The 23,974-nt window shown below is 58.0% G+C and carries 26 protein-coding genes; 14 read left to right on the top strand and 12 right to left on the bottom strand.

The window, feature by feature from the left end; genetic code table 11:
* A partial coding sequence (locus tag AC2FNU_RS10230) for a YhdP family protein (RefSeq protein WP_496787908.1) occupies nt 1-1,951 on the bottom strand: 1,951 nt, incomplete at its 3' end.
* A gap of 68 nt (nt 1,952-2,019) precedes the next feature.
* Here AC2FNU_RS10230 and AC2FNU_RS10225 point away from each other — a divergent pair.
* The 7 genes from AC2FNU_RS10225 (at nt 2,020) to AC2FNU_RS10195 (ending at nt 8,058) form a co-directional block, all read left to right on the top strand.
* The gene (locus AC2FNU_RS10225) at nt 2,020-2,481 is read left to right on the top strand and encodes a peroxiredoxin (protein WP_171090654.1); all 462 of its coding nucleotides are present in this window, start codon (nt 2,020-2,022) and stop codon (nt 2,479-2,481) included.
* 90 nt (nt 2,482-2,571) lie between these two features.
* A complete protein-coding gene (locus tag AC2FNU_RS10220) occupies nt 2,572-3,390 on the top strand; it encodes a ferritin-like domain-containing protein (protein ID WP_496787911.1) in 819 nt (272 codons plus the stop codon).
* 174 nt (nt 3,391-3,564) lie between these two features.
* The gene (locus AC2FNU_RS10215; RefSeq protein ID WP_496787906.1) at nt 3,565-4,896 is read left to right on the top strand and encodes a DUF5930 domain-containing protein; all 1,332 of its coding nucleotides are present in this window, start codon (nt 3,565-3,567) and stop codon (nt 4,894-4,896) included.
* Nucleotides 4,886-5,386: a bactofilin family protein gene (locus AC2FNU_RS10210; protein ID WP_496787904.1), complete on the top strand. Its 501-nt coding sequence runs from the start codon at nt 4,886-4,888 to the stop codon at nt 5,384-5,386. The genes AC2FNU_RS10215 and AC2FNU_RS10210 overlap by 11 nt, the downstream gene beginning before the upstream one ends.
* 119 nt (nt 5,387-5,505) lie before the next feature.
* On the top strand, nt 5,506-6,315 hold the full coding sequence (locus AC2FNU_RS10205; RefSeq protein WP_496787902.1) for a M90 family metallopeptidase: 810 nt from the start codon (nt 5,506-5,508) through the stop codon (nt 6,313-6,315).
* A gap of 112 nt (nt 6,316-6,427) precedes the next feature.
* Nucleotides 6,428-7,117 (top strand): aquaporin Z, encoded by a 690-nt coding sequence (gene aqpZ / locus AC2FNU_RS10200; RefSeq protein ID WP_496787901.1) that lies wholly within the window; start codon nt 6,428-6,430, stop codon nt 7,115-7,117.
* A gap of 98 nt (nt 7,118-7,215) precedes the next feature.
* Nucleotides 7,216-8,058 (top strand): alpha/beta fold hydrolase, encoded by an 843-nt coding sequence (locus AC2FNU_RS10195; RefSeq protein WP_496787899.1) that lies wholly within the window; start codon nt 7,216-7,218, stop codon nt 8,056-8,058.
* A gap of 46 nt (nt 8,059-8,104) precedes the next feature.
* Here the strand turns inward: AC2FNU_RS10195 and AC2FNU_RS10190 are convergent, their stop codons facing one another.
* Nucleotides 8,105-8,662, bottom strand: coding sequence for a peptidylprolyl isomerase (locus AC2FNU_RS10190; protein ID WP_496787897.1), 558 nt, complete (start codon nt 8,660-8,662; stop codon nt 8,105-8,107).
* On the bottom strand, nt 8,655-9,161 hold the full coding sequence (locus AC2FNU_RS10185; RefSeq protein ID WP_171090671.1) for a peptidylprolyl isomerase: 507 nt from the start codon (nt 9,159-9,161) through the stop codon (nt 8,655-8,657). The genes AC2FNU_RS10190 and AC2FNU_RS10185 overlap by 8 nt, the downstream gene beginning before the upstream one ends.
* Nucleotides 9,162-9,294: 133 nt before the next feature.
* On the opposite strand from AC2FNU_RS10185, the gene AC2FNU_RS10180 reads away from it, so the two are divergent.
* The 6 genes from AC2FNU_RS10180 (at nt 9,295) to AC2FNU_RS10155 (ending at nt 15,212) form a co-directional block, all read left to right on the top strand.
* Nucleotides 9,295-10,485, top strand: coding sequence for a phosphoglycerate kinase (locus tag AC2FNU_RS10180; RefSeq protein ID WP_496787895.1), 1,191 nt, complete (start codon nt 9,295-9,297; stop codon nt 10,483-10,485).
* A 167-nt stretch (nt 10,486-10,652) separates the two neighbouring features.
* Nucleotides 10,653-10,952 carry an FtsB family cell division protein gene (locus AC2FNU_RS10175; RefSeq protein WP_496787893.1) on the top strand — a complete coding sequence of 100 codons (300 nt, stop codon included), beginning with the start codon at nt 10,653-10,655 and terminating at the stop codon, nt 10,950-10,952.
* A 176-nt stretch (nt 10,953-11,128) separates the two neighbouring features.
* Nucleotides 11,129-12,118, top strand: a complete 990-nt coding sequence (gene pdhA, locus AC2FNU_RS10170; protein ID WP_496787891.1) for a pyruvate dehydrogenase (acetyl-transferring) E1 component subunit alpha — start codon at nt 11,129-11,131, stop codon at nt 12,116-12,118.
* A gap of 15 nt (nt 12,119-12,133) precedes the next feature.
* Complete coding sequence (locus tag AC2FNU_RS10165) at nt 12,134-13,501, top strand: pyruvate dehydrogenase complex E1 component subunit beta (RefSeq protein WP_496787890.1); 1,368 nt, start codon at nt 12,134-12,136, stop codon at nt 13,499-13,501.
* A gap of 14 nt (nt 13,502-13,515) precedes the next feature.
* Nucleotides 13,516-14,814: a pyruvate dehydrogenase complex dihydrolipoamide acetyltransferase gene (locus AC2FNU_RS10160; RefSeq protein ID WP_496787887.1), complete on the top strand. Its 1,299-nt coding sequence runs from the start codon at nt 13,516-13,518 to the stop codon at nt 14,812-14,814.
* A gap of 155 nt (nt 14,815-14,969) precedes the next feature.
* Nucleotides 14,970-15,212 carry a hypothetical protein gene (locus AC2FNU_RS10155; RefSeq protein WP_496787885.1) on the top strand — a complete coding sequence of 81 codons (243 nt, stop codon included), beginning with the start codon at nt 14,970-14,972 and terminating at the stop codon, nt 15,210-15,212.
* 7 nt (nt 15,213-15,219) lie between these two features.
* Here AC2FNU_RS10155 and cysE read toward each other — a convergent pair whose 3' ends face one another.
* Nucleotides 15,220-16,029: a serine O-acetyltransferase gene (cysE, locus tag AC2FNU_RS10150; RefSeq protein WP_496787883.1), complete on the bottom strand. Its 810-nt coding sequence runs from the start codon at nt 16,027-16,029 to the stop codon at nt 15,220-15,222.
* Between the two features lie 84 nt (nt 16,030-16,113).
* On the opposite strand from cysE, the gene AC2FNU_RS10145 reads away from it, so the two are divergent.
* Nucleotides 16,114-16,452: a TraR/DksA family transcriptional regulator gene (locus tag AC2FNU_RS10145; RefSeq protein WP_496787882.1), complete on the top strand. Its 339-nt coding sequence runs from the start codon at nt 16,114-16,116 to the stop codon at nt 16,450-16,452.
* On the opposite strand, the gene AC2FNU_RS10140 is transcribed toward AC2FNU_RS10145, so the two are convergent.
* The 8 genes from AC2FNU_RS10140 to AC2FNU_RS10105 are packed head-to-tail and all read right to left on the bottom strand — an operon-like array spanning nt 16,433 to nt 23,973.
* Nucleotides 16,433-16,729, bottom strand: coding sequence for a DUF7742 family protein (locus AC2FNU_RS10140; RefSeq protein ID WP_496787878.1), 297 nt, complete (start codon nt 16,727-16,729; stop codon nt 16,433-16,435). The two genes, AC2FNU_RS10145 and AC2FNU_RS10140, sit on opposite strands and share 20 nt — an antisense overlap.
* Nucleotides 16,729-20,820, bottom strand: a complete 4,092-nt coding sequence (locus tag AC2FNU_RS10135; RefSeq protein ID WP_496787876.1) for a baseplate multidomain protein megatron — start codon at nt 20,818-20,820, stop codon at nt 16,729-16,731. The genes AC2FNU_RS10140 and AC2FNU_RS10135 overlap by 1 nt, the downstream gene beginning before the upstream one ends.
* The gene (locus tag AC2FNU_RS10130) at nt 20,820-21,266 is read right to left on the bottom strand and encodes an NlpC/P60 family protein (protein WP_496787873.1); all 447 of its coding nucleotides are present in this window, start codon (nt 21,264-21,266) and stop codon (nt 20,820-20,822) included. The genes AC2FNU_RS10135 and AC2FNU_RS10130 overlap by 1 nt, the downstream gene beginning before the upstream one ends.
* A complete protein-coding gene (locus tag AC2FNU_RS10125; RefSeq protein WP_496787872.1) occupies nt 21,263-22,150 on the bottom strand; it encodes a phage/gene transfer agent baseplate hub protein in 888 nt (295 codons plus the stop codon). Before AC2FNU_RS10125 ends, AC2FNU_RS10130 begins: the two co-directional genes overlap by 4 nt.
* Entirely contained in the window at nt 22,150-22,782 is a 633-nt protein-coding gene (locus AC2FNU_RS10120) for a phage distal tail protein, Rcc01695 family (protein ID WP_496787870.1), read from the bottom strand. The genes AC2FNU_RS10125 and AC2FNU_RS10120 overlap by 1 nt, the downstream gene beginning before the upstream one ends.
* Before the next feature lie 15 nt (nt 22,783-22,797).
* Entirely contained in the window at nt 22,798-23,460 is a 663-nt protein-coding gene (locus tag AC2FNU_RS10115; RefSeq protein ID WP_496787867.1) for an RcGTA-type gene transfer agent tail tape measure protein, read from the bottom strand.
* A complete protein-coding gene (locus AC2FNU_RS10110) occupies nt 23,447-23,656 on the bottom strand; it encodes a rcc01693 family protein (protein ID WP_496787865.1) in 210 nt (69 codons plus the stop codon). The genes AC2FNU_RS10115 and AC2FNU_RS10110 overlap by 14 nt, the downstream gene beginning before the upstream one ends.
* Nucleotides 23,653-23,973 (bottom strand): gene transfer agent family protein, encoded by a 321-nt coding sequence (locus tag AC2FNU_RS10105; protein WP_496787861.1) that lies wholly within the window; start codon nt 23,971-23,973, stop codon nt 23,653-23,655. Before AC2FNU_RS10105 ends, AC2FNU_RS10110 begins: the two co-directional genes overlap by 4 nt.
* Nucleotide 23,974: the final 1 nt, after the last annotated feature.

Genomic DNA, 23,974 nt, shown 5'->3' with positions numbered 1-23,974 from the left:
CCGTGAAACCGGGGACCAGACGGTCACTCAACAGGTTGGCCAGATGGCCGTCAAAGTGAAACTCGGTATCCTGAAACTTGAGCCCCTTTTTCAGCGGCAACGACAACGTACCCGCCAAAGATGCTGTACCTTCGGCAAGGTCGACTGGCAGCCCTGCTTTGGTCAGCAATTCAAGAGGCGGACGGTCCAACAGCGACAAAGCCGCCGTCACACTGCCTTTGGCCCGAATACGCGCGATTGCTGGGGCCGATTTCTTGATATCCGTATCGGGTATGATGAAGGACGTGCCCGAGGCATCCACGGCACCACCTTCGTCGGCAATCACCACCCCCTGCTGCGCGGTAACGGTAAAGCGCTGATTGAGCAGGCTTGCCTGACCCTGAGCATTTTCGATTGGCGGCAGGGTCTTCACGAACTGGATTTTGGCCTTATCGAATCCGAAGTCCAAGTACAGATCGGGTTTCGATCCGGGTTCAAGCCGAAGGGCAAAGTCCATATCCGACAGAACCCCTTCATACAGGTTTTCAGTCACCCACTCACGCGGCTTCGGTGCCAGACGTTCAGGCCAGTAACTGAGCACCTTGTCTGAGGTCATCTGATCCAGATGGGCATCCAGCTTGACCGCCCAACCGTCAGGACGGCCGCTCAGAACCCCAAAGGCGCGTATGATGTGACCCGGGTCTTCGATGGTGACCTGCCCCAGTTGCAACTCGAACGGGTCCAAAACCATTTTGAAATCCACACTGGCACGTGACAGCTGGATCGGTTCAGGAAACAGATTGGCAGGGTTCACGTTGATGCCGGACAAACGCATCTGCGCGGTCAAACTGTCCAGAACGCCCTCTTCGATGCCCTGCAGGAACGCCTTGCCATCCGCCTGTACTTCGCCCCACGCCGAAACCACCGAAACCTCGTTGAAATCCAGCGCCTGGGATTTCGGATCGTAGGTGAAATAGGTGCGGGCGGATTCAAACGGCACCGGACGTGTTTCGGGATTGGGTTGCACGGCCCCCGCACCAAGGTTGAGGGTTGCAAAACCTGTACCGATAGCACCGCTTTCGTCGATACTGCCCCGCAAAGCGCCCGAGATTGGAGCTCGCAGAACCTGCAACCACGCAAGCACTGGGCTCTGACCGGCGATGTCTTCTGCGGGAAGGTCCGAGACCGAAATACCAAACTGTGCGGCGGGACTGCCCAGGATACTGGTGTAATTGGCCTCGATCGCGCTGACGTAATCCCGCCCGGCCAGAACCGAGAAGCCGGTTGCCAGCCGTACTTCGTTGTCGCTGCGGTTTGCCTGAATATGGCCGCCATCCAGCACCCAGGACCGCCCCTGCCGCAAATCCCGGTAATCCAGTGTGATTGCATCAAGTTCGACCGAAGTCAGTGCAGACAGTGCCGGAGACAGGAACACCTGATCAGACGCCTCGATCAACTCTGCAAGGTTTGGTGCCTCCTGCACCGGTGCGCTGCCTGATCCGACGGTCAGGATCAAAGCCCCATCCGTGTCGCGGGTCAGCGCGATCTGCGCTCCGCTCAGGATAATGCGTTTCGGGCGGACATGCCCACGCAGCAAAGGCCGCATGGCAAGGCTGGCACGCATGTCCGAAACCTGTGCTATCTGTTGTCCCGCCGCGTCGCTGATGGATACATCGGTCAGGCGCAGCCGGGGCCGCCAGCCCTCATGGATGATGAAACTGACATCGCCAAACCGGATTTGCAGCCCGCCCAGTGCCTGTTCCAGCCGTGTCTCAACCCTGTCCCTGAGCCAGGCGGGCGCGTGCATCCTTTGACCGACAACCATGAAACCGGTGAACATCGCCAGCAGCACCAGCATGATCGCACCGCGCATGGCCCAAATCCCGGCAGAGCGACGGCGCGACCGGCGGCGCACCGGTTTGTTCGGCGCCTCCCCTTCGTCGTCCTCGCTTTGCTTCAATTTGCTATTCACGCCTTCCAACCCGCACGCGTCGCCCTATGATATCAGGCAGCCTTTAAAAACCTTTAGCGGAGTTTCCAATGCCCGATATTTCTGACATGGCCCCCGACTTCACTTTGCCGCGCGACGGCGGTGGCGAGGTGACGCTTTCGGCGTTGCGCGGTGGCACCGTGGTTTTGTTCTTCTATCCTCGTGATGATACGCCGGGCTGCACAAAGGAATCCATCGGTTTTTCAGAACAGCTTCAGGCCTTTGCGGATGCGGGTGCTCACGTTTTCGGCATTTCGCGCGACAGTGTCGCAAAGCATGACAAGTTCGTGGCCAAGCATGGGCTGACCACGCCGCTTCTGTCGGATGAGAACTCGACCGTTTGCGAGGATTATGGCGTCTGGGTCGAAAAGAATATGTATGGCCGCAAGTCGATGGGCATCGAACGCTCGACCTTTGTGATCGATGCCGAGGGTCGCATTGCCAAGGTCTGGCGCAAAGTCAAAGTGCCCGGTCACGTGGACGAGGTGCTTGAGGCGGTGAAGGCGCTGTAAGCCCCCTCTCGACCTGTCATGTCATCCGGTTTATGACCCGCCTCGACACGACCGAGGCGGAGTGACCAAGTGACAAAGACACTGACACAGATGGCGACAGAGGTTCTGACAACAGCGGACGGGCGGACCAAGACCGCCCTGTCCAAAGCGCATGCCGCCGCTTGGTTTGCGGCCCGCAAGGGTGAGGCTGACCCGATCGAAATCGGAACAGCCACGCCCCCCTTGAACCCTGCCCGACCGGACAAGCCCGAGCTTCTTTCGCCACGTGAAGTGCCAAAGCGGAAACCGGGGTCCGAGGCCGGGCGCATAGCGTTGCTACACGCCGTGGCCCATATCGAATTGAACGCCGTCGATCTGCACTGGGACATCATTGCCCGGTTCGGTCACGTGCCCATGCCCATCGGATTCTACGACGACTGGGTAAAATGCGCGGAAGAAGAATCGCGCCATTTCGAGATGGTCTGCGATTGTCTGGAAAGCATGGGCAGCTATTACGGCGCCCTGCCCGCCCATGCAGGCATGTGGCGCGCAGCGGAAGACACCGCCGAAGATCTGATGGGACGGCTGGCCGTTGTTCCCATGGTGCTTGAGGCACGCGGTCTGGATGTTACCCCCGGCATGATCGAGATCTTCCGCAAGGCCAAGGCGGACCAAGCCATCGCGGCGCTCGAAGTGATCTATGCCGAAGAGGTCGGTCATGTTGCCTATGGCTCGAAATGGTTCCATTTCCTGTGCGGTCGCGAAAACGCCGACCCAAAGGATGTGTTTCACACGCTGGTCCGGCGATACTTTCACGGCGTTCTGAAACCACCCTTTAACGAGGAAAAGCGCGCCGAAGCTGGCTTGCCCCCCGATTTCTACTGGCCCCTGACCGAAGATTTGCCCGCGCCCGGAGAAGTCACAAACTGACACCTTTTCGTTATTTTCGGCAAATTCCCGCCGATCTCGGGGGGATTTTTGCGCCGTTTGACGCAGATTGGTCAACAAACTTGCCCGTTCACGACGAGCCGTTTATGCAATCGGCCCAAGGGACGGCTATTGCACCACGACCGGTCCCGATCTTGGGGATGAGAGGTAAGACGCGTGCGAACACGTCTGGCAATAAAGTTACATTCGCTGCTTGAACGGCACTTCCCGGAACGCCGGGTCTTTCTGAAATCTGACAAAGATACACGCTTCATCCGGCTGAGTTCGGAAACTCAGGTGATTGCGGTTGCGGGCGTTGCCGTCATGGTCGGCTGGACGGCGGTTGCAACGGCCATTCTGCTGATGGACAGCATCGGGTCTGGCAATTTCAGAGAACAAGCCAAGCGCGATCAGGCAACCTATCAGGAACGTCTGAACATCCTGTCAGCCGAACGGGACGCCCGCGCGCAGGAAGCACTGGCGGCTCAAGACCGTTTTAACGCTGCACTTGAGCAGATTTCCGCTATGCAGTCCGAACTTCTGGCGTCAGAGAACCGCCGCCGCGAGCTGGAAACCGGCATCGAGGTTATCCAGACCACCCTGCGCAGCACCATGAAGCAACGGGAAGAGGCGCGGACTGAACTGGCGGCGCTCAAGCAGGAAACCAGTGACACCGACATGTATATGACAGCCTCCAGCACCCCGGTGCAGATGGCCTTTATGACGGATGCACTGGCGCGCACGGCCGAAGAACGGGATCAGATTGCTTCGGACGCGCAGGATGCATTGGTACAGAGGGACGAGCTGGAACTGGAAATCCGTCTGATGCAAGAGCGCAGCGACGCCATCTTCCGCCAGTTGGAAGACGCTATGGTGATCTCGGTCGAGCCGTTGGACAAGATGTTCCGTCAGGCCGGAATGCCCACTGATCGCATCATCGAAGAGGTCCGGCGCGGATATAGCGGTATGGGCGGTCCGCTGACCCCTTTATCCCTTAGCACGCGTGGCGAGGAGGACGAACTGTCCGCCGACGAAGCCCGCGCGAACATTTTGCTACAACAGATGGACCAGTTGAACCTGTACCGGATTGCTGCGGAAAAGGCCCCCTTCGCCAGCCCGGTCCACAGTGCAGTGCGTTTCACCAGCGGATTTGGCACACGCCGCGACCCCAAAACCGGTGGTCGCCGGATGCATAACGGTGCGGATTTCGCTGGTGCGCACGGCACTGATATCTTCGCGACAGCGGATGGTGTGGTCACGCATGCAGGTTGGCAATCGGGTTTCGGACGGCTTGTAAAAATCAAGCACGCGTTTGGAATTGAGACACTTTACGCTCATAACACCAAGATCAACGTCAAGGTTGGTCAAAGGGTCTCGCGCGGGGATCATATTGCTGATATGGGTAGCACCGGACGGTCCACCGGCACGCATTTGCACTATGAGGTGCGCGTGAACGGAAAGCCCGTGAACCCAATGACTTACATCAAGGCTGCGAGAAATGTTTTCTAAAAGCAAAATCAACGAGCCCGCATCCAAGGCACCCGAGGCGGCCAAACCTGCCGCTCCGGCGACCCCAGCGGCCCCTGCACCAACCGAGTCGAAACCTGCCACTGCACCCAAGCCAAAGCCGCCTGCGTCGGTTCTGTCCTCGGATCTGCACATCACCGGCAACATCAAGACCACTGGTGACATTCAGGTGGAAGGCACCGTGGAAGGCGACATCCGCGCGCATCTTCTGACCATTGGTGAATCTGCGACGATCAAAGGTGAAGTCACCGCAGATGACGTCGTGATCAACGGCCGCATCGTGGGCCGGGTACGTGGCCTGAAGGTGCGCCTGACCTCGACCGCGCGTGTCGAAGGCGACATCATCCACAAGACAATCGCCATCGAAAGCGGTGCGCATTTCGAAGGTTCGGTGCAGCGTCAGGACGATCCGCTGAACCCAGGCCGCAGCGCCAAGGGGGGATCGAACCCGGCGGCTGACGTCAAACAATAATTCGACCTTTACTGGTTTGACCCGAGACGCCGCAGAAACACCTGCGGCGTCTTTTTTTGTGACAACTGCTGCCAGTGAAACTGGTTTTGATCCCGCTGAGATCACGTTAGGGTCGGGCCATGTTGGTTTTTTGGATACTTGTCGCCCTGATCGCTGGTGGTGTGGCGTATTACTTTTGGTCAAAGCAACAGGCCCGACAGGCCCTGCTGGCCGCGCCGCTGAGCGATCAGCAACGACAGCTTGTCTACGCTCAGGTCCCGATCCTGCGGAAGGTGCCGCAAGACCTGCGCGCAAAGCTGGAAGGCAAGATCAACCTTTTTCTCGATCAGGTCGAGTTCATAGGCTGCGACGGCCTGGACGTCACAGAAGACATGCAGATGTCCATCGCCGCACAAGCCTGTCTGCTGGTTGTAAATACCGATCTTTGGTACGACAACCTGACCACCGTTTTGATCTATCCTAGTGCATTCAAATCCAGACAAAGCCGCCACAGCGGTTATGTCGTCACAGAAAAAGAGATCGTACGAACCGGGGAAAGCTGGAACCGCGGCCCGGTCATCCTGTCCTGGGCGCACAGCCAACATGGCGCCATGAACGATCATGACGGGCAAAATGTTGTCTTTCATGAATTCGCACACCAGATCGACGATCTGACAGGTTCCGCCAACGGGGTACCTGTGCTCAGCGACGACCAAAGCTTTTCCGAGTGGGAGGCCGCATTTCTGACCGCTTATGACGCCCACGTACAGGCCGTTGAATTGGGACGACCAACTGTAATTGACCCCTACGGCGCAGAAGGTCATGAGGAGTTCTTTGCCGTTTCGGTCGAAGTGTTCTTTGAACGCCCAAAAGCGCTGCGCAACTCTGACCCTGAGGTCTATACGCAGCTGTCAAAACTGTTTCATCTGGATCCTGCACAGTGGCACTAGTCAGTTGTCACCCACGGTGAGGCGGTGTCCGGGAAGTTCCCCGTTCGCCTCAATTTAACAAAAGTTAATTTTTGAATTACAGTTAACCGCATCGCATTGTGGAGGAAAATTCATGTCGTCAAAACTACTTGCCGAGTTTTTCGGTACCTTCTGGCTGGTTCTCGGAGGCTGCGGCAGTGCCGTTTTGGCCGCAGGCGTTGCAGATGTCGGCATCGGATGGCTTGGCGTATCCTTGGCATTTGGCCTGACTGTTCTGACAATGGCTTATACAGTTGGCCACATCTCGGGCGGGCACTTCAACCCGGCGGTCAGCCTGGGGCTGATGATAGGCGGGAGGTTTCCAGCCAAAGACCTGCTGCCCTATTGGGTCGCTCAGGTTATCGGAGCGATTGCAGCTGCTATTGTGTTGTATCTGATCGTCAGCGGAGCACCCGGTTTCGAAGGGGTGGGCGGGTTCGCATCAAACGGATACGGAGACGCATCACCGCAAGGCTATTCGATGATGTCCGTTCTGGTGATCGAAGTGGTGATGACGGCCTTTTTCATCTTCATCATTCTGGGCGCAACTTCAGACAAGGCACCGGCTGGTTTCGCACCGATTGCCATTGGTCTGGCTCTGACACTGATCCATCTGGTGTCAATTCCGGTCAGCAATACGTCGGTCAATCCAGCCCGCTCTACCGGAGTCGCCCTGTTCGCAGACGGTCCCGCGCTGGCACAGCTTTGGATGTTCTGGGTGGCTCCGCTGATCGGTGGCGCGGTCGGCGCGTTGATCTGGAAGATAACTGCCTCTGAAGATTAACCTGAGCGGACACGGGTTTTTTCCCTGACAGCTGAAAAAATGCGTATCCTTCCGTAAAACCCGGCAAGATCAAGGCGCGGGATCAACGGGAGGATATTATGAAGATTATAGCGACTACATTTGTACTGGGTTGCTTGGCTACAGCCAGTTGGGCTGCGGACCCGTGGCTGAGCATCCCACCAGCCCCTGAGATGCCCGCAGCCAACGCGTCGGGCACCGCTGAAATCAATGGGATCAATATGTATTACGCCACCTACGGTGACGGCGAGGGCACACCGATCTTATTGATCCATGGTGGTTTGGCGCACGGCGACATCTGGGCGGCGCAGGTTGCGGATCTTGCCGCAGATCACACTGTAATCGTTGCCGACACACGCGGGCATGGGCGATCAACCAATGATGGCAGCACCTACTCCTACGGATTGCTGTCGCAGGATTATCTGGCGCTGTTGGATCATCTGGAGATCGATCAGGTGCATCTGGTTGGCTGGTCCGACGGGGCCAATATCGGCTATTCGATTTCGAGCACCAACCCGGAACGGCTGGCCAGTCACTTTGCCCATGCAGGCAATGTGACGCTGGATGGCATTGATCCGTCAGTGGAAACCAACGAAGTGTTTGGCGCCTATGTCGGCATGATGGCGGAAGACTATGCAGCCATGTCCCCCACACCGGACGGGTTCGAAGCGTTTCTGGGTGGGGTCGCTGCCATGTGGAGCACTGAAAAACCCGGAGGTCTGGAGGCGCTATCGTCGATCACTGTCCCGACACTGGTCGTTCAAAGCGCGCATGACGAAGCCATCCTGATGGCACACTCGCAGGCAATTTCCGAGGCTATTCCGGGGGCAGAGTTGCTTGTTCTGGAAGATGTCAGTCACTTTGCTTCGTTTCAGAAGCCGGATGCCTATACGCAAGCAATCCGCGATTTCATCGACCAGTAGAGAACGTTGAAGCCCGGCGCTGTGGGTGGCGCCGGGCTTTCACAGTTTATTCCGTAACTGTGACTTTTTTCATCACGTCCGGCGCGCCGATAATCGCGCCGTTCTGGCCTGCGCCTCTCTTGATCGCATCCACCACGTCCATACCATCGGTCACCTGACCGACCACAGTGTACTGCCCGTCCAGGAACGGGCCGGGTTCGAACATGATGAAAAACTGCGAATTGGCCGAATCCGGGTCATTCGAACGCGCCATGCCGACCACGCCCCGGTCAAACGTGACCTCGGAAAACTCGGCTGGCAAATCGGGTCGGTCTGATCCGCCGCGTCCGGCGTAGCGCATGTCAAACCCGTCAGCGCCGGAGTTGCCATATTGCACGTCGCCGGTTTGTGCCATGAAGCCGTCGATCACACGGTGAAATGCGACGCCATCATACTGGCCATCGGCGGCCAGAGCTGTGATCTGTTCCACATGCTTGGGTGCGACGTCATCGAAAAGGTCGATCGAAATGGTGCCATTGGCCCCTTCCCCTTCGACCTCAATCTGCAGACCGCTGGCCAGCGCCGGGCTGGCCAACAGCACAAAAGCTGCGGCCAGCCTATACATCGGCGGCCACCTTGACGCTGATCATGCGATCCGGGTTCGCTGGCGGTTCGCCGCGAACGATGGCGTCCACATGCTCCATACCATCGATCACGCGGCCATAGACGGTGTACTGACCGTTCAGGAAGTGGTTGTCTTTGAAGTTGATGAAGAACTGAGAGTTCGCCGAATCCGGGTTTTGCGATCGGGCCGCGCCCAGAGTGCCGCGGTCATGGGGCAGCTTGGAAAACTCGGCCGGAACGTTCGGCAGCGAGGATCCACCGGTGCCCGCCATGCGCAGGTTGAAACCGTCTTCCATATCGCCGTGCTGAACGTCGCCGGTTTGCGCCATGAAGCCGTCGATCACACGGTGAAAGGCCACGTTGTCATATTCTCCGCCACGGGCCAGTTCCTTCATCCGCGCGCTGTGCTGGGGCGCCACGTCGGGCAGCAGCTCGATGACGACATTGCCGCCCTTCAGCTCGATGATGATTGTGTTTTCTGGATCTTTGATCTCGGCCATGTGGCCCTCCTGTCGTTTGTCTTGCGCAAATACCTATGCGCCAAGCGCGTGAATGCCAAGTGACGCATTGACCTGAGGGCAAAATGCAGGAAAAGAACCGCCTAAATCGGTTGCCACTGGGAAGGATTGCACGATGGGCTGGAAAACACTGGACGATATGGATCTGAACGGCAAACGCGTACTGGTGCGCGTGGACATCAATGTGCCAGTCGTTGACGGTGTTGTGACCGACGCCACCCGTATCCAGCGGATCGCACCGACAGTACGCGATATTCTGGCCGCCGGTGGCAAGCCGATCCTTCTGGCCCATTTCGGTCGCCCGGGCGGCGAGCGGCGCGAAAACCTGTCGCTCAAGCAATTGGTGCCAACATTGGAAAGCACCTTTGGCGTCCCGGTCCTGTTTGCAGCCGATTGCGTTGGCACCGAAGCTGAACTGGCCGCCGATGCGCTGCAACCGGGTCAGGTATTGCTGCTGGAAAACACGCGCTTTCACGCAGCCGAAACCAAGAATGACGCTGATCTGGCCGCAGGCATGGCCAAACTGGGCGACGTCTATTGCAACGATGCGTTTTCAGCCGCGCATCGCGCCCACAGTTCGACCGAGGCTTTGGCGCGCCTTCTGCCCGCATGTGCAGGTCGTTTGATGCAAGCCGAATTGCAAGCGCTGGAAGGCGCACTGGGCGCCCCCAAACGCCCCGTAACGGCTGTAGTAGGCGGTGCAAAAGTATCCACCAAACTGGAATTGCTGGGCAATCTGATCGACAAGGTGGACTATCTGGTCATTGGCGGCGGCATGGCGAATACCTTCCTGGTCGCCAAAGGTCTGAACGTCGGCAAATCGCTGGCGGAACGGAACATGAAAGATACCGCTGCCGAAATCCTGACCAAAGCCGAAAGCTCGGGCTGCACCATTGTTCTGCCGACGGATATTGTGGTTGCAGACAAATTCGAAGCCCATGCTTCGCATCAGGTCTTGCCCGCAGATCAATGCCCCGAAGACAGCATGATCCTGGATGCAGGTCCAGAAAGCGTCGTCGCGATCACCGAGATCTTTGCAAAAAGCCAAACCCTGATCTGGAACGGTCCCCTGGGCGCGTTTGAACTGGAACCCTTTGATGCTGCGACCAATGCGGCTGCGTTGAAAGCCGCGGCTTTGACCCGTTCGGGCCAGTTGGTGTCGGTTGCGGGTGGCGGCGATACCGTTGCAGCGCTGAACGCATCGGGCGCGGCGCATGATTTCTCGTACATCTCCACTGCGGGCGGCGCGTTCTTGGAATGGATGGAGGGCAAGACCCTGCCCGGTGTAGCCGCACTGGAGCAGTAATGCGTCTTGTCGCGGTGCGCTTTCGCTTGCCTTGCGAGACATTCTGACTCATCCCCTGATTTTTGAAAATCAGGGGATTCACAAGCCGAATCACCTGTGACATAGTGCTGGAAGAGGTTCGAAAAGGACCCGTTATTGAGGCAAGTTTTCATACGGCGGTAAACAGAGTGTCCCGTTCCCATCGGCCCGGTTTGGGCGCAGTTGCTTTCTTCTCGGTGGCTTTCATGCTGGGTGTCTATTTCACCTTTGCAGCCGTGCAGGGTGATTATGGCCTGTTCCGGCGGGTCGAGATTGCAGCGGAACGGGACGCTCTGTCGCGCGATCTGGCCAAGCTGAACGCCGAGATCGTCGAGATGGAAAACCTGACATTGCGGCTGTCTGACACTTATCTTGATCTGGATCTGTTGGACCAGCAAGCACGCTCGGTTCTGGGGATGATCCGCGCGGACGAGATCGTCATTCGCTAAGTGGGCTGAGACTTTTCGCCGAAAAACCCCTCTCTTCCAATAATTTATTATGTTTCGATAGGCGCGGCTCAGCGCAATACGACGCTGCGTCACATTAACACTCGCCAGATCGCCTTAAATGCTTTAGAAGATAGTTTAACGCTAAACTATCTGTCCGAAAGGGGGAGATCGCCACAATGGCTGCGCGAAAAACCACAAAGAAACCAAACGTTTCTGCGGAAGAACTCAAGACCTACTACCGCGAGATGCTGCTGATCCGCCGATTCGAAGAAAAGGCCGGTCAACTTTACGGTATGGGTCTGATTGGCGGCTTCTGCCACCTTTACATCGGACAGGAAGCGGTTGTTGTCGGCCTCGAAGCCGCCGCACAGGAAGGTGACAAACGGATCACCTCGTACCGCGATCACGGCCATATGCTGGCCTGTGGCATGGACCCGGGCGGCGTTATGGCTGAACTGACCGGGCGCGAAGGCGGCCTTTCCAAAGGCAAGGGCGGCTCGATGCACATGTTCTCGAAAGAGAAGCATTTTTACGGCGGCCACGGCATCGTTGGCGCGCAGGTTCCGCTTGGTGCTGGACTGGCCTTTGCAGACAAATACAAAGAGAACGGCGGCGTGACCTTCACCTATTTCGGTGATGGCGCGGCCAACCAAGGGCAGGTCTATGAGACGTTCAACATGGCCGCTCTCTGGGATCTGCCGGTGGTTTTCGTGATCGAGAATAACCAATACGCCATGGGTACCGCGCAGGCGCGCTCGACGTCTTCTGCTGACATTTACGTACGCGGCGAAGCGTTTGGCATCCCCGGCGAGATCGTCAACGGGATGGATGTGTTGGCGGTTAAGGCTGCGGGTGAAAAAGCTGTGGCCCACTGCCGTGCGGGCAAAGGCCCTTACATCCTTGAGGTCAAAACCTACCGCTACCGTGGTCACTCGATGTCTGACCCGGCCAAGTACCGCACACGCGAAGAAGTTCAGAAGGTCCGCGAACAAAGCGATCCGATCGAACACGTGCGCGAGCTGCTGCTGACCGGCAAACACGCGACCGAGGATGACCTGAAAGCGATCGACAAAGAGATCAAAGAGGTCGTCAATCAGGCCGCCGAATTCTCAAAAGAAAGCCCCGAGCCCGCTGTTGAAGAGCTCTGGACTGATATTTACGCCTGAGAGGACGATTAAGACATGGCAACCGAAATTCTCATGCCCGCCCTTTCGCCCACAATGGAAGAGGGCACACTGGCCAAATGGCTGGTCAAGGAAGGCGACACCGTATCATCCGGCGACATCATGGCCGAGATCGAAACCGACAAGGCGACGATGGAGTTTGAAGCCGTTGATGAAGGCATCATTGGCAAGATCCTGATTGCCGAAGGAACCGAAGGGGTCAAAGTCAATACCCCTATCGCGATCCTGGTGGAAGAAGGCGAAGACGCCTCGGCCCTGCCCGCAGCAGCGCCAGCAGCCGCAGCGGACACCGCCCCTGCCGCAGTAGAAGCCCCAGCCCCGGTTGCCGCGGCACCCGCCGCGCCGGTCGTGGACCTGTCGCCCGACTGGCCCGCCGATGCCGAGATGGCGCAGCAAACGGTCCGCGAAGCGTTGCGCGATGCGATGGCCGAAGAAATGCGCGGTGACGCAGATGTTTACCTGATGGGCGAAGAAGTCGCCGAATATCAGGGGGCCTACAAAGTCTCTCAAGGCCTGTTGGACGAATTTGGCGGCAAGCGTGTGATCGATACGCCAATCACAGAACACGGGTTTGCAGGCATCGCCGTTGGTTCAGCCTTTGGTGGTCTGAAACCGATTGTCGAGTTCATGACCTTCAACTTTGCCATGCAGGCGATTGACCAGATCATCAACTCCGCTGCTAAGACGCTCTATATGTCCGGCGGTCAAATGGGCTGTCCCATCGTGTTCCGTGGCCCCAACGGTGCCGCCGCACGCGTAGCTGCGCAGCACTCTCAGGACTACGCTGCGTGGTACATGCAGATCCCTGGCCTGAAGGTTGTGATGCCCTACTCGGCAGCCGATGCCAAAGGTCTGCTGAAATCGGCAATCCGCGACCCCAACCCGGTCGTGTTCCTGGAAAACGAAATCCTCTACGGGCGTTCCTTTGACGTCCCGCAGGTGGATGACCTGACGATCCCGCTGGGCAAGGCGCGCATTTGGCGCGAAGGCTCGGATGTGACCATCGTCAGCTTCGGCATCGGGATGCAATACGCGCTGGAAGCCGCTGACAAACTGGCGGAAGAAGGTATCAGCGCCGAAGTCATCGACCTGCGCACCATTCGTCCGATGGACACTGGTGCAATCATCAACTCGGTGATGAAAACCAACCGTCTGGTGACTGTGGAAGAAGGCTGGCCGCAAGGCTCGGTCGGCAGCTACATCAGCTCGGTCGTGATGCAGGAAGCGTTCGACTATCTCGACGCCCCGGTCATCAACTGCACCGGCAAGGATGTACCGATGCCCTACGCCGCGAACCTCGAAAAGCTGGCCCTGATCACCACTGATGAGGTGATCGCCGCCGTCAAACAAGTGACCTACCGGTAAGGAGCGACAGACAGATGCCCACCGAAATTCTGATGCCCGCCCTTTCGCCCACCATGGAAGAAGGCACGCTTGCCAAATGGCTGGTCAAGGAAGGCGACACCGTTTCCTCTGGCGACCTGTTGGCCGAGATCGAAACCGACAAGGCCACAATGGAGTTCGAAGCCGTCGATGAAGGCACCATCGGTAAGATCCTGATCTCCGAGGGAACCGAAGGCGTTAAGGTCAACACCGCAATTGCAGTTTTGCTGGAAGATGGCGAAAGCGCAGATGACATTGCGTCCACACCCGCCGCCGCGCCTGCGGCTGCGCCCGCAGCAGAAGCTGCGGCGCCAACGGCGTCCGAGGCCCCGGCCTCTGCCCCTGCCCCGGCTGCTCCGGTCAAGGCTGATGGCGCTCGCATCTTTGCTTCACCATTGGCCCGTCGCATTGCGGCGCAAAAAGGTCTGGATCTATCTCAGATCAAAGGCTCCGGTCCGCATGGTCGCATCGTCAAGGCGGATGTGGAAAGCGCCACCGCCGCTCCCGCTGCGGCTGCTCCGGCGCCTGCAACCGCTGCTACGTCTGCGCCTGCGGCGCCAGCCGGGCCGTCGGCAGACATGGTCGCTCGGATGTACGAAGGGCGCGAATACGAGGAGATCCAGCTGGACGGTATGCGCAAAACCATCGCCGCGCGCCTGTCCGAAGCCAAACAGACCATCCCGCATTTCTATCTGCGTCGCGACATCAAGCTGGACGCGCTGCTCAAGTTCCGCAGCCAGTTGAACAAGCAGTTGGAAGGCCGTGGCGTTAAGCTGAGCGTCAATGACTTCATCATCAAAGCCGTGGCCAACGCGCTGCAGCAGGTTCCGGCCTGCAACGCAGTCTGGGCGGGCGACCGCGTTCTGCAACTGAAACCTTCGGACGTCGCTGTCGCGGTTGCGATTGAGGGCGGCTTGTTCACCCCGGTCCTTCAGGACGCTGACATGAAATCCTTGTCTGCCCTGTCGACCGAGATGAAAGACCTTGCAGGCCGCGCCCGCGAACGCAAACTGGCCCCGCATGAGTATCAGGGCGGCACCTTTGCCATCTCGAATCTGGGTATGTTCGGTATCGACAATTTCGACGCCATCGTGAACCCGCCTCATGCCGGTATTCTGGCCGTAGGAACAGGTGTGAAAAAACCTGTTGTCGGGGATGATGGTGAGCTGACCGTGGCGACCGTGATGTCTGTCACAATGTCCGTGGATCACCGCGTCATCGACGGGGCGCTGGGGGCAGAACTGCTCAAGGCCATTGTCGACAATCTGGAAAACCCGATGGTCATGCTGGCCTGAGGCACTGCAAAATCCCCTCGCCCAAGCGCATGTTGGGCGGGGGACATCCCATCTCTTGGCGCTGAATTGAACCCGAGTGATTGGTGTATCAATTGCCTAAAACAATTTAACCTCCCACCTTCTTCTTCAAGACTAAGTCAGAAGGAGAGTGCGCTGTGTCCCGCAAGAACCTTGTTCAATGCATGACAGTTTGGGCCCTGCTGATTGGTACGGCACCGGGCGAGGTGTCTGCAAAACCGAACAGTTATCCGGGCGAGCACTCGAAATTCAAAAACAGTGATCCCGAGGCTATTGCCGAACAGAAAGCCGAACAAAAGCGGCGCAAAGACCTACGTCAGAAAAAACGAGAAGAACGTAAGCGCAAGCGGTTGGAAAAACGCACCAACCGCTTGAAGTGATTATTACCTACTGGTCTTTGCCCAGCATGTGGTCCATCGAGATAGCGGGTTGATCGCATCCCGCCTCGCCCACGATCTTCGCGGGAATACCAGCAACGGTTTTGCAGGCCGGAACAGGTTGCAGAACCACCGAACCGGCAGCGATACGGCTGCAATGGCCGACTTCGATATTGCCCAGAACCTTTGCCCCGGCCCCAATCAGAACCCCGTTGCCGATTTTGGGGTGGCGCTGTTCCTCTTCCTTGCCGGTCCCGCCCAGCGTCACCGAATGCAACATCGAAACATTATCGCCCACAACCGCTGTTTCACCAATAACGATGGAATGGGCGTGGTCGATCATGATACCCTTGCCGATCTTTGCAGCCGGGTGAATATCGATCCCGAAAATCTCGGACGAGCGCATCTGGAAGAAATAGGCCAGATCAAAGCGGCCCTTTTTCCACAACCAATGCGCAACCCGATAGGCCTGCATCGCCTGATACCCTTTGAAATAAAGGATCGGCTGCAACAGGCGGTGGCATGCGGGGTCACGCTCGTATACGGCCATCAGATCGGCCCGCGCCGCTTCGATCAGATGTGGATCATCGGCGTAGGCTTCATCCACGATCTCTCGCAAGACCATCATCGACATCTCATTCGAGCACAGCTTTGCCGAAATCCGATAGGATAGCGCGCGTTCAAGGCTGCGGTGATGCAGGATACAGGCGTGCACAAGACCACCCATAAGTGGTTCTTTTTCAACGGCCGCGTGGGCCTCGGATGTGATGCGGGTCCAAACCGGATCGACCGGTGTCACATGGCTGCGCTTTTCAAACATGGCTTTTCATCCTTTGCTGCGCCTAGAATGCCATTTAGTGGTAAAAAGACCAAACGCAAACCCGTGATCTGCAATGCAACAAAAATGAATGAGTTCGAAAGCTCATATTTTGAAACAAAAATTCGCGAGCGACTGGCCGAGTTGGAACAGCTTTCAACGTCAGGTCAAAAGGCGCAGGCTGTCGTTGAGCTGGATCAACAGGCAGTTGGCCGTCTGAGTCGCATGGATGCGTTGCAAAATCAGGCCATGGCAAAGGCGCAGCAAACCAATCGTGATATTGAAAAAAGCCGTCTTCAAGCCGCTTTGGTGCGCATTGAAGAAGAGGAATACGGGTATTGCGAGGATTGCGGCGACCGAATTCCGGACGCGCGATTAGCGCTGGACTTGGCCGCCAGCAGATGTGTCAACTGCGCTGCCGGGTGACTAAGAATTTGGAAAGATGGTGCAGAACCGTTTCAAAACATTGACAATATTGCAGATCGTCGAACCCCGGCTCATTCGCCAGGGTTCTGTTTCGAGCAACGGCCATCAGCGAGCCGTTGCCGTAAACGGGATGAAGTCGCCCCGTGCGTTCAAGATGCCTGTCAGCCAGTTCTGCTTCATGAATCATCCGAACGCATAGTCGGGTTCGGTCTGCCTGAGGCGCTGCCAGTAAAGCACGTGCTGCGGCACTGACATCTCCGTGCAAAACCGGTCGCATTAGGCTGATTGTCCCACCAAAAGGCGGGCTGCCAGACCAGGGCCGTAAATGGCCGACACCTGCGCCACTTCGACCTCATATGCACCCGTCAAACCGTCCGCTTCCTTCATTGCTGCAGCATAGGTCCAGCGTGGCTCTGCAATCAGCTCTTCGCGCAGCAAAGTTCCGCCTGCACGGACGCGTATCAGGTAGGATTCGGTTTCTTCGCCCAAGGGAATCTCCAACCCCGACCAATCATCCGCGTCCAGACGCGCGCGTCTGATCCATGAAAACGCATCGCCGGATATCCCTGTTTGAAAGCTTAGGTGTGCCGGAGCGTAAGGGCGCAATCCGTTACCATCGAAAGAAGCGATCAGATGCTGGAAAGACGGATCATCATAACTGCGGTTCACCGGCCCAATGCGGTAGTGTTTGGCCATCCGACGTTCGGTGCGCAACAAATTGGTCTGCTGGACCTGAGAGTCCAGAAGAACAAAAACTGAGCCATCCGGCCAGACATCCGGCATCAGCGCGTCCGTGCCCAACTGCCCCCTAAGGCGCCCAGACACGGCGTAGACACCGGGTGCTTCGAGAACCGCATCGGAAAACTGAAAAACCTCCCAATTGCCCGGCGACCCATCGCCGATCGCGGCCAGGTTAAGGCCATTCAGAACGGAAGCGCGCGGGCGGGCTTCCAACTGACCCGACACCAACTTGATCCGCAGCGCCGGGCCTTCGTCCCAGACACCCGCGCTGGCCCTGTGCAGCGGGGTTTCGGTGACACCAAGAACCGCCTGTCCCTGGATTATGTCGGCCAGCGCGTAAGCTTCGTCACTTGACGAGGCATAGACCGCAGCTGCGCCCGGCCACGGGTCGCTTGTTACCGCCAGATAAGGGGCATGGGGAGTTTCTGCGCCAGTGAACAACGGCAGGTCCAGGAAAACAGGCAGCAAAGGGGTCGGCGCAGCATAGGGTTTCACTGTCGGAGCATCTTCGCGCAGGTCCGAGGCTTTGTAGACACCTTGTTCGACCCGAACCGCCTCGGCCAGTTGCAGCTCCGACGTTTCCAGACGGTCAATGCGGTAGATCGGGCTGTTTTCGACATCCGACAACCGCACCAGATCCCCGGCGCCCAGATGTATCTGCGACGGCGGCAGTGCAAAGCGCACAGTATCACGCGAGGCCCGTGCTTCGCTCAGCCAGCGTTCCGCTGTTTGACGACCTTCCGTTCGCGTCATCGACAACGGCATTTCGTTTACCGAAACGGAATGGGTTTTATCGTCGGGAAGAACGGCTTCTTCCGCGACCAGATCATGGTCCGCGTCCGATTGCACAAAGCGCAGGCGAACCCGGCCGGTCATCTCGGCCTCGGCCTCGCGCCGATGTTCAACCGCACCTTCCAGATCGCTGCTGATCGCCAGATGATCCGGGTTCAGTGCGACCGCACCGTACCCGTCGCGCATCTGGAACCGCAACTGACCGTCCCGTTCAATCGCATCAAACCCGTAGCGCAGCATCAAAGGTTGTAGCGCGGACCGCGCGTTTGTCACATCTTCAATGACATAACCCCGAACCACACCATGAAGCCGCGAAACATCGATGTCCGTCACCCCCGCACCATGGCAGATTTCGGTTACAACCGATGCAAGCGTACGCGACCCGGACCGCCCGTTTAGCCAATGCCCCCTGGCATAGTTTTCACCATCATCCCACTGGCTCTGCAGATTTGGAAAAGTTGGAAACGGGCGGGTATCCCATGCCCAGACATAGGCGTTCGACAAATCCAGCATCGGTGCGCCGTAGATATGTGACACCGGGTTGACCGAGGGATTGCTCCAATACCCAAGGGTCGCCGTCAGATACTGTGCCTGAATGTAGTCATCCCTCAATCCGTTCGAATAAGCCGGCAACAGCGACTCAGAAGACTTGGGGTCCAGAAATTTGTTCGGCTGATTTGTGCCTTTGTCGATTGCCGCGCAGCCCAGTTCTGTAAACCAGATCGGTTTTGAACCCGGCACCCAATCTGTCGGATCGGGCTGTCGCACGCCACCGATCCTTTCGTGATGCGGGTTCGACCACCAATTGCGTATGTCTTTATAGCGCCAGACCCACTCCTCTCCGTGCTCTGCATCTTCGATGGGGGTTCTGATCTGCGCGTCGGCTTCTTCCGGCGACGCATAATACCAGTCATAGCCTTCGCCGCCCTCGATGTTGCTTTGCAGATAATCAAGATCGTAGATAGACCCAGCACCAGCCTCGGCATCCAAATGACGCTCACCGTCGCGCCAATCGGACAGGGGCATGTAGTTGTCGATGCCAATGAAGTCGATATTGTCATCGGCCCAAAGAGGGTCGAGATGAAAATACCTGTCGTCGCTGCCTTCCGGCTGATACCCGAAATACTCGGACCAGTCGGCCGCATAGCCAATCTTCGTCTCGGGCCCCAAAATCTGTCGCACCTCTGCCGCCAATGCCTGTAACTGAGCAACGGCGGGAAACCCCGACGCACCACGGATCTGGGTGAGCCCGCGCATCTCGGACGCAATGCAAAAGGACGACACACCGCCCGCTGCTTTGCACAGCGTAGCGTAATGTAGGATGAACCGGCGCAGACCCCACTCCTGCGGTCCGGAATATGAGATGATGTCCTTTGAGAAAATCCCGCCGTTTCCAAAAAAACCACCGAAACCACCGCTCCCGCTCAACCATTGCAACCCTCCGGGCTCAACACCATCAAAAGAGGTCCCGAAACCACCGTTGAAGATATTCAATCCACCGGTGTTCTTGGCGATTGCAAAGTCCTGTGCGCGCGCTGTCCCGAAGAATGCAGCCACTTTCGCATCTGCCGCAGCTGTCTGATCAGGAGAGCCTTCACGCCCGGGCGCCACATCCAGCGTGATCCGTCCTCGCCATGGCAGTTTCGGTTGACTTGACGCGTTAGACCACGGATCCGGCAAACCGTTATTGGCCAATTGCTCCATCAGGATAAAAGGGTAGAACATGACCCGCTTTCCAGACCGATTCAGATGTCGGATGGCTTCGACCACAGCAGCATCAGCCGGCGTTCCCCCATAGATGGAGCGGCCATTCTCCTTAGCCACAAGCCCTGCCGAGCGTCGGCTCTGATCGGACACAACCCAAGGCATATCCCTGCTGTCTATGTCCTTTTGTTCGACCTTTGGACGGATTTGGCAGCTTCCGCACCTCAAATCATTGCCGAACCACGAGACGACCAATGATGCAGCATCGCAATTGGGCATCTCAGCTTCCAATGCGCGGGTCGAGGACAAAAAATCTGTGGTCCCAGAGGCAGAATGAGCGTTTGCGGCCCAGCTTTTGCCCGCATCCGTGAAATTAACCTGCGAACTGGCCAATGCGTATTCTCCAGTGCCCGGGATCATGGCGACGCCCCGAACGATCTGAGAAAGCGCACGTTCATAGTCCGGCATGTCGCGTTGCGCGGGTCGCACCACCTCGAAAGAGAACTGCGGCACGCGGTTGCCAAAGGCCCCCAGCGGGAAATCTTCAATGACCACATAGGCAGTGCCCCGATAAGCCGGAACGGTCCCGGTCCCTTCGATGGCTTCTATCAACGGATCCGGAAGCTGATCCTGCGTTCCGTGGTATATACGCATGTTGATGCCGGACCGTTCCTGCTCTTCACCGTCCGCCCAAACGCGCGCCACATCCGCAATTTCCCCCGCACCGACTGCAATCGCCAGAGAGATCGAGTAGCTGTAGGTGACAGTTGTGACCTCCGGAGCGCTCGGCGTCCCTTTTCCGCCGCCACCGCCCCCCTCGGTGGTCGTCGTCTTGGTTTCCAGAAAGTCTGACGCCCAGATGACCTGCCCGCCTACGCGCATACGCCCGAAAACCGTGCTGACCGGTGCGCCCTCACCAGTTTCGGTAAGCCTGAATCGATCCACACGCCCGGTTTCGACCACTTCGCTACCGCTGCCCATGACCGACTGGCTGAAGAACCGCTGGTCAATGACCCGCCCGATAGTGGCGCCAACTGCCCGCCCAATGATGGCGGTAGACAAGCCAGCAATCGTGCCGCCAATCGAACCGCCCAGCGCAGCGCCTGCTGCGGAAAGAAGAATAGTAGCCATCAGCGGTCCTCCATCGGGAATTCAAAGCAGGAAACGACCCGGCGCTGCCACGGTGCACTCAGAGCACTCTCGACAACGCCGCGACGGGAATAAGCGTGGATGAAACGAGGCTCAGGCAGAGTTGCAGAGACGATACCGAGATGCTTGGCAACGCTGCCCGTTCGCATCCGGAACAACAGCACATCTCCGGGGGCGAAACGCGACGTTGGCTTTTCAACCAAATGTCGCCGCGCCGCTGCCCACATACGCTCTTCGCCCTGCGGCTCCGACCAATCCAGACTATAGACCGGAACCGCTTCGGGTTCTTGCCCGACCAAAGCGCGCCACACGCCACGCAACAAACCCAAGCAATCCGTTCCCGCCCCTTTGGCCGACGCTTGATGGACATAGGGCGTTCCTAGCCAGGTGCGCGCCTCCGCAACAATTTCCTGTCTGTACAGTGTCACCGCAGGCTCCCTCCGCTGTTGGCTTTACCTTTCTTGGGAACGGCCATGACCCAGTCTTCCCCCGGAAGATCCGGAAAGCCTTGAAAATTCAGAATGTTGTTGAACTTCACACGGCAGGTTTGCATGCGTTTGTCACACCCGGCCCGCAACCGGACGGTGTCGCCTGCAGCTAGGGTTTCACCAAACCCTGACCACAGTGTAATCTCGCGCCCATGTGCCGTTGGACGATCTTGTTTGATTGAGGCCCACAAACCCTTTGCTTTGCCGGTCACGACGTCTACCCGACCGCGTTCAAACCAGCTGTCCGCAAAGGACGCCCCACCTTCCATCAAAAGAACGGTTCCACCGTCAAAGCCGGTGACATTACCGTCGATCCAGTACCCTGGAGTGTCCATATTGAACCGGCAGCTTTGGTCGCCCAGTACGGCCGTACAAGGTTTCTGATAGATACGCCCCAAAGGTCGGTTCAACCGGTCCGTCAAACCGCGCAACTCAGCATGAAACGCACCGCCCGCGCGACGCAATTCACCGATTGAGCCGCGGAACTGCAACACGCGCTGGTCAAGATTGGCCCAATTCACCAACCAAGCCCGCACCTCAGCTCCGTCGAACCGCCCTGTTTCAATATCCTCTTCGCGAATTGATGCATCCGAAAGCGCGCCCATGGCTTCGGTATTGTCAATCGACAGGCCAGTCGCCTGTTCGATTGCAGCCGCCGTCAGCCCGGAACTGGCCTTGAAGTTCAAACCTTCAAACGTCAACTCCATGTCGTGATCGGTAAAACCGTATTCTTGCCCATCCGTGCGCTTGATCGCCCAGCACCGGCAAACTGTTGTCAGGCCGCTTTGCAAATGCGCGTGGAGGCCCTGTGTATCCCCAGTCATCAGACACGTACCTCGACCACAGGAACGTTCGGCACGTCACCGGCCTGGAAACTGGCTACGCTTGTCTGGATCTTGTCGGTGTCGAACCGGACCGGCACGTCGAATTCGAAGCCGGCGGTGATATCAATCTCTTCCGGAGGAGGATCCCCAAACAGGATCTTGCCAGTCGACAGATCCACTTCGAAATCCACTCCCTCGCGGATCTCATCCTGATCCAGTCCCAAACGCACCGTCCCCAGCACCGGTTTGACGACGGGGCGCGCATAGCTGACGCCGCCCGAGCTGTAGGTCTTGATCAACTGAAATTCAGTCGTCACCCCATCCCCTCGGGCAATCACCTGATCCGAGAAATCGACGTCCAATGTGGCCTTGCCGGATTTGAAATCTGACCAATCCTTCCAACGGAACCCGAACATCTGGGCCTGCCGTGCCTCGAAAAACGAAATCAGCGTTTCGATATCGTCCAGAGACCGCATCCCCAATCCAGCATCGTAACGGCGTCGAGAATGCGCCCAAGGCGTGTTGCGTTCTTCGAACCCGTTGGCCAACGTCACGATATCCGTGCGCCGCTCGGGCCCACCGACCGAGCCAAAGCTCAGACTGGCGGGAAATCTTACTTCGTGAAAGTTCATGACCTGCTCCCTGATTTACCTGTTCCGGTTACCGCGGCCCAAAGCCCGGCTCATCTGTGCCGCGATCTGACCCTGAGACCGGCGGAATCCCTGCACGTCCGGGGTCGAGATATTCATCACGACGTTCACAGCCCGGCCTCCCCCCTGCGTCCGAACACCCAGCTTTCCATCTGCGCCACGCGCCAGCGGCATGATCGCCTCGGGGCCCGCCTCGCCCATCAGACCGGTACCACCGCGCATCGGGAACATGGTCGGGCCACTCACAACACCACCATTGGCAAAAGGCATCACCCGGCCCTGACTGAAACTGCCACCGTCTGCAAAAGGCAGAATGCCTTCCACTAGCCCACCGACCGTATTCGCCAACATCCCGCCAAAATGGTCCGTTACTGGCTTTATCGCTGCCGCGTAAGCTGTTTGGATCAGTGAGTTCTTCAAAATGTCCAGCGCATCCGACAAGTTCATGCCGTCCAAAACGACACCGTCGAAGGCTTTGCGCAAACCGCTGGACATACCGCGTTCCAGCGTTGCAACATCTTTGCCGGTTTCCTCAAACGCAGCACTGATGCGCTTCATCTGACTGTCAAACGCTGCTGCCATAGTCGCAGCATCGCCGAGGGAGTCGCCCAGCGCCTCGCCCTGCTCTTGCAGATCATCAAACCCATCACGATCCGTCATCACGCTCTCCTTTAGTCTCATCCGGATAGGCCGCTAGCAGTGAATCCAACCCCGCTCGGTTCATCGCGGGTATACCGGCGTCCTGCCCAAGCATCAGTCGCAACTCTACCGGTGTCAGGCGCCAGAATTGCTCCGGCGTCAGACGCAGCCCCAGAATTCCGGCCCGCATCAAAGCGGGCCAGTCGAACCCGCTCATGTGTCCTCCGGCACCATGAAGGCGCGCGTCAGCAGCTCGGCTGCGGTTCTGGCTGCCATCATTGGGCCGCCCTCAATCTCGGCACGCATCAGATCGGACCGCGTGATGTCCCAACCGCCGCCGCGCAAACCAGCAACGATAAGGGCCAGCACATCCGCACTGGAATAGGCCCCGCCTTCAAACCGCTGTACCAGTTCAACCAGCGACCCCGTGCGCAGCTCCTGTTCCAACTCCGCCAAAGCCCCCAGCGTCAGCTTGAGCACCCGCTGTTCCCCGTCGATGGTCAGTGCCACCTCACCCGTCCAAGGATTGGCCATC

This window comes from Ruegeria sp. BHSB064 (assembly GCF_059613205.1).
The sequence above is the reverse complement of the archived record's forward strand: the minus strand, read 5'-3'. Positions and strand labels throughout refer to the sequence as shown.